This is a genomic window from Kitasatospora sp. NPDC024654, from assembly GCF_055559155.1.
On sequence record NZ_JBVHLF010000181.1, the window covers coordinates 1 to 5433 of the forward strand.

A 5433-nucleotide genomic window follows, 5' to 3' on the forward strand; every position below is an offset into this window, starting at 1 on the left:
CCCACCCCGCCGACGATCTGACCCTAGACAAGCCGGATCATCGCAGGTGGCAGGGCACCTTTCCCATGCCGTGACAAACAGTCACCGATCAACAGCGACGTGATGAAACATCGAGGCCCGGCCCCGCGGCCGTACCCGCGTCGATCATGTGCACGCTCCCCGGCGGTCGCACCGCCCCAGGGCGGCGGCACCCCTTGGCCCGGCGCGGATCTCGCCGGGCCGGGCGGCGGCGAGGTCCAAACGCGGTCTCAGAACGAGGAGAACCTGAGGGCATCGCCCCTGATGGTGACCGTCCAATCGGCGCCGGCGCCCTCGCCCGTCATCGTGTGCAGTACGACGTTCGGCATGTGCCATTGATATTTCACGATCAGGGCCCGGTCCGGAGCACAGTCGGGACCATCGTGCCCGGACACGTCGCCGTAAAATTGTTGACGATGAATCTGTGCCGCTGTTCGTGGATGCCCCGAATGCCCCGGCCGCCTGCCTCGGAGAGCTCGTCCGGACTCTCCAGGGAGCGGACGTAGTGGTTGAACTCGTCCTGCCGGGCACGGTAGTTCATGCGCATCTCCCGCCCACTGCTCCGGACAACGTCCTCACGGGGCACGTGCAGGACCATCAGAAAGTTGCCGAGGGTCAGGGTCGATTCGTACAGGGCGTTCTTGATGACGATCAGGTTCTCGCACGATCTGTCCAGAAACCGCTGCCTGATGTCATCCAGGTACTTGTCGACCTTCGGCGCCGGGACCGCCCTCTCCCTGGTCTCGAAGGGCAGCAGCCGTATGTCGTCCCTGACGCCGGCCGGGGTTCCCACCGTCTCCGGGACGCAGTCCGCGAGACCGTCCGCGTCGACGTCCAGCCCGGACAACGTCTCGGCGATCCCGGAAGCACCGGTACCCGTCCTGCATGGGCATCGGGAACGCAGTGAATATTCCCTGCGTGTCCGGGCGGTCCGCGTAGGTTATCGATGCCAGCAGGAAGGAGTTCGAGCGCTCGGTGTACTCGTCGTTGATGAACGCCCGGAAGGCCGACAACGGGAAGTCCTCGACCGAATCGAACCGCCGCTCGACCAGGCGGAATCCGGAGAAGAACGGATTGCCGCGCAGATAGCGGTTCGCCGCCCGCTCGAAGTCCTCGACCGGGAAGACGGCCCCGACCCGGTAGAGCGGCCGTGGACAGGCTATCCCAGAAGCCCCCTCCCCGCCGGTCCGGGGCGGCGACGTTCAGGCGGTTCCATCGGGTTGATGCCCCTTTAGCAGCAAGGAACAGCCGTCGAGTTGGCTGCGGGGGCCGGCGCGGGGGTCCTGGCTCCGCGGGGCTCAGCCGCTGAGCCGGGCGAGCAGTTCGGGATGGTCGCCCAGGGCCCGGACCAGTGCCTGCCGCCTGAACGGCGCGTGCTCCGCGATGTCGACGGCAGCCCAGTCGATCCCGCCGAACGGCGGCTGGGGGTCGTACTCGATCACCAGCTGCACCCGCCGGGCGACGTCCGCGCCGGCCATCCGGCCGACCAGGTACAGCGCCATGTCGATACCGGCCGCCACGCCCGCCGCCGTGACGTACCGTCCGTCCTCCACCCAGCGCTCGGCCACCGGGGTCACGCCGAACGGTACGAGCAGGTCACGGAACAGCCAGTGCGTGGTGGCCCGGCAGCCATCCAGCAGCCCGGCCGCGGCCAGCAGCAGCGAGCCGGTGCACACCGAACCGACCACCGACGCACCGGCCGCGGCCCGGCGCAGCCGGCCCAGCAGCTCCTCATCGGCCATCGCGGCGAGCGTGGGCACCAGGCCGCCGGGCACCAGCAGCACGTCCGGATCGGGGACTTCGTCGAAGGTGTGACTGGGCACCACGGCCAGCGGGGTGTCGGTGCCCATCGGCTCGATCCGCTCACCGAGCACCACCGTGCGGTAGCCCGGCGTGAGATCCGCCAGCGCGGTGCAGACCTGGAGCGGGCCGACCAGGTCGAGCACGGTGATCCCCGGATAGGCGACGAAGGCGATCGTCACGTCGGGCGCTGCAGTCCGCTCGGCAGACCACTGGGTCATGGCGACTCCTGACTCTCGAAGACGAGGAGACGGCTCCGATCGGCCGTCACCTCACCGTTTCCGACCCCGCCCGCAGCGGCAAGCGGCACCGGGACGGGGCGTCCGGAATCCTGTGATCCCCGTCCGTCGGACACGACCGGCTAGATTGGCAGCCATGACAACCGAAGCCCGGCACGTGCTGGTGATCGGCTACGAGCAGGCCGAACTCCTCGACATCGCCTGCGTCGTGGACACCCTGTCTGCGGCCAACCGGCTCGGCGCGGAGCCCCCGTACCGAGTGCGGCTGGCCTCCCCGAACAACCGGCCGATCCACTCCGCGGGGGGACTGGTCCTCGCGGTGCACACCGGTGTCGAACGCGTCCGGGGCAGGCTGGACACCGTGGTGGTCGTCGGCGGGCCCGGCCACGCCGCCGCGGCCGACGACGCCGGGCTCGTCCGTCACGTGGCCGAACTGGCCGCCCGGAGCCGCCGGGTGGCCTCCGTCTGCACCGGCTCGAGCATCCTGGCCGCGGCGGGCCTGCTGGACGGACGGCGGGTGACCACGCACTGGGCCTACGCCCGCGACCTGGCCGACCGCCACCCCTCGGTCACCGTCGACGCACGGCCGCTGTACATCATCGACGGCGACGTCTGCACCTCCGCCGGTGTCACCAGCGCGCTCGATCTCACCCTGGCCCTCGTCGAGGCCGACCACGGCCCCGAGCTCGCCCGCTCGATCGCCCGCTGGCTGGTCACCTACATGCAACGTCCCGGGAACCAGGCCCAGTTGTCCATCTTCGTCACGGCCAAGCCGCCCAGCCACCAACTTCTTCGCGAGACCGTCCAGTACATCACCAGCCACCTCGACGGCGACCTCACCACCGCGGCCCTCGCCACCCGGGTGGGCGTCAGCGAGCGGCACCTGTCCCGGCTCTTCCTCGACCAACTCGGCCAACCACCGGCCCGCTTCATCCGCACCGCCCGCACGGAGGCCGCGGCCCGACTCCTCGAGTCCACCTCGCTCCCCCTGGCCACCGTGGCACGCCGCTGCGGCTTCGGTTCCACCGAGACGCTCCGCCAGGCGTTCCAGGCTCGCTACGCCAGCGCCCCGTCTGCCCATCGCGCGGCCTTCCGAACAGCCCACCACCCACCTCAGGAGGACCGACCGAACGCCCCCGCCCCCGTCTCCGGACCGAGGAGGGCTTCACCGGCCGCAGGCGTCACGGGCTCGGCGGACCTCTCGCCGAGCAGTTGACAGCCTCGGGCTCGCTCGTGACGGACGCGCCCCGCGAGGGTGGCAGCGGGTCGCTCCCGCCACATCCATGACTGGATCGCCGTTCCCGGCTACAGGATGACGAGCAGCTTGGTGCCCGGCACCAACTTCCGGTTGACGGAGGTCGATTGGACGAAGACGGTGTACGACGGGTTGTCGCCCGGCTTCACCGTGACCTCCGACGCCGGCAGACCGAGGAGCTGACGGGCCGCCGGGCCCGAGAACACCCTGCCCGTCATCCGGCCGGTGGCCGGGTCCTTCTCCGCCACGGCGAGCTGCTTGTTGCCCTGGACCTTCTCACGCTTGGACAGCTCGTAGAAGGCGCAGCCGGTCTTGTACAGGTGCCCGGCGCTGGTGACGAACTCGCGGATCTGCGTCTGCTGGTCGACCGGGATCAGGATGTACTTGCCGGTGTCCAGGGCATCGAGATTGGCCTTCACCTCGGCGGTGCTCAAACCCTGGCCCATGGCGAACAGGTTCCTGGTACCGCGCACGCCCTGTTCGCGGCCCCGCAGGAAGTTCGTGGCGGCCGACTTGACGGTGTCGATGGCCTCCTCGACGCCCTTGCTGGAATCCGCGTCCCAGATCGCGATGTTGCCCGCCGGGAAGCCGTACTCCTGAGCGGTGCGCTTGGCCAGGGAGTTCGGGACCAGGATCGCCGAGGTCCAGTGGCCAGGGAGGTTGTCCATGGCGCCCTGGATGCGGCCCATCCACCTGCGCAGGACGTCGGTGCCCCGACCGCCGCCCATGCGGGTGTGCATCTGACCGCTCTCCGAGAAACCGGAGGCGTTCTCCTCTCCGTCGGTGACGACGACCTGGAGGAAGGAGTGTTCCCCGTACCCTTCCCAGATGTTCTTCAGGTCGTCGATGGACTTCACGGCCGCCTCGATCAACGCCGTCGCACCGTTGTTGACCTCGTAAAGGCCCCGGAGGGATGGCAGGTGCTTGACGTCCATGTCCCAGACCAGGTTCTGCACCTCGTGATCGAAAGCGTAGAGACTGATGCGGGTCTCGTGACCGAGCCGGTCGGACTCCTCCTGCAGGCCCTTCACGAACTCGTCCACCACGCGGACGAGTTGCGCCTCGTGCTGGCGCATCGAGCCGGACTTGTCGACCACGAGCGAGACGTGGTTGACCTTGTGCTTGATCCGGTTCGCAGACATGCTTCCGCCCCTTTTCCAACGCTCTTTCGACGCCTTTTCCGGCGCCCCCTCCGACGTTGTTTCCACACTACGGCGGGGCACTGACAGTGCCTTCTGACCCTGGGCTCCCTGGATGCCGACCGCCGTACTTCAGGAGGACGGTTACCGACGGACGACCAGAAGGCGCCGGTCGGACGAGAGCCTGCTCTTCGGCTTTCTCGCGAGGGCACAAGTGCGTGACGCGCACGTGCACGTCGATGTACTCGCACATCCGCATCTGGAACCGTCGCGGTCAACGTTGAGGTCTTCGTGCTGTCGGACTTGCGGCTGTGGCCGCTCGGTCGTGAGGTGCTCGGCCCGAGTCCGCGGTGTCAGCCACCCACGGCCAGGGACAGGCCGGTGAACAGCATCCTCGTTGCGACCAGCGCGTCCAGGGCGGATTCAACTGATCGTAGCAACACCTCGACCGAGGAGGTGAGGTGACCCCCGCGGTGTGGACACACCTGAGAATGGATCTCGTTGGTCCAGGAAGGTGAAGATCCACGTGGGACGTCCCTCGAAGTACAGTCCGGAGTTCAGGGCGGATGCGGTCGCGTTGTGGCGGGCATCGGCGGGCAGGCGGTCGTTCAAGGCGGTCGCCGACGACTTGAACGTGAACCACGAGACGTTGCGTGCGTGGGTGCGTGAGGCCGAGGGGGCGGGTACCCCGGGCGGCGGGCCGCAAGCCGAGAGCGCGGAGGCGGAGCTGGCTCGACTGCGTGCGGAGAACACGCGTCTCCTCAAGGCGGAGAAGGAATGGCAGTTGGAGCGCGAGATCCTGCGCCGGGCAGCCGCCTATTTCGCCAAGGAGATGAAGTGACGTCCCGCCGCTGGGACTTCATCTCCGACAACGCCGGCGAGTTCGGCGTCCAGCGGCTGTGTCGGGTGCTGGAGGTCTCCCGCTCGGGCTACTACCGATGGCAAGCCGGCGCCGAGGCCCGCGCCGAGCGCCGGCTTGAGG

General features: G+C 68.7%; 5 protein-coding genes. 2 read left to right on the forward strand and 3 right to left on the reverse strand.

Annotation, left to right across the window (positions count from 1 at the left end):
- Positions 1 to 367 precede the first annotated feature (367 nt).
- Both ACZ38L_RS38210 and ACZ38L_RS38215 read right to left on the reverse strand, forming a co-directional pair.
- The gene (locus ACZ38L_RS38210) at positions 368 to 865 is read right to left on the reverse strand and encodes a hypothetical protein (RefSeq protein WP_465702529.1); all 498 of its coding nucleotides are present in this window, start codon (positions 863 to 865) and stop codon (positions 368 to 370) included.
- Positions 866 to 1316: 451 nt separating this feature from the next.
- A complete protein-coding gene (locus ACZ38L_RS38215) occupies positions 1317 to 2039 on the reverse strand; it encodes a DJ-1/PfpI family protein (protein WP_465702533.1) in 723 nt (240 codons plus the stop codon).
- 154 nt (positions 2040 to 2193) lie between these two features.
- On the opposite strand from ACZ38L_RS38215, the gene ACZ38L_RS38220 reads away from it, so the two are divergent.
- Positions 2194 to 3273 carry a GlxA family transcriptional regulator gene (locus tag ACZ38L_RS38220; protein WP_465702536.1) on the forward strand — a complete coding sequence of 360 codons (1080 nt, stop codon included), beginning with the start codon at positions 2194 to 2196 and terminating at the stop codon, positions 3271 to 3273.
- A gap of 89 nt (positions 3274 to 3362) precedes the next feature.
- On the opposite strand, the gene ACZ38L_RS38225 is transcribed toward ACZ38L_RS38220, so the two are convergent.
- Positions 3363 to 4454, reverse strand: a complete 1092-nt coding sequence (locus tag ACZ38L_RS38225) for a vWA domain-containing protein (RefSeq protein ID WP_465702538.1) — start codon at positions 4452 to 4454, stop codon at positions 3363 to 3365.
- 511 nt (positions 4455 to 4965) lie between these two features.
- Between ACZ38L_RS38225 and ACZ38L_RS38230 the strand changes: the two genes are divergently transcribed.
- On the forward strand, positions 4966 to 5292 hold the full coding sequence (locus ACZ38L_RS38230; protein ID WP_465702540.1) for a transposase: 327 nt from the start codon (positions 4966 to 4968) through the stop codon (positions 5290 to 5292).
- The last annotated feature ends 141 nt before the right edge of the window (positions 5293 to 5433 follow it).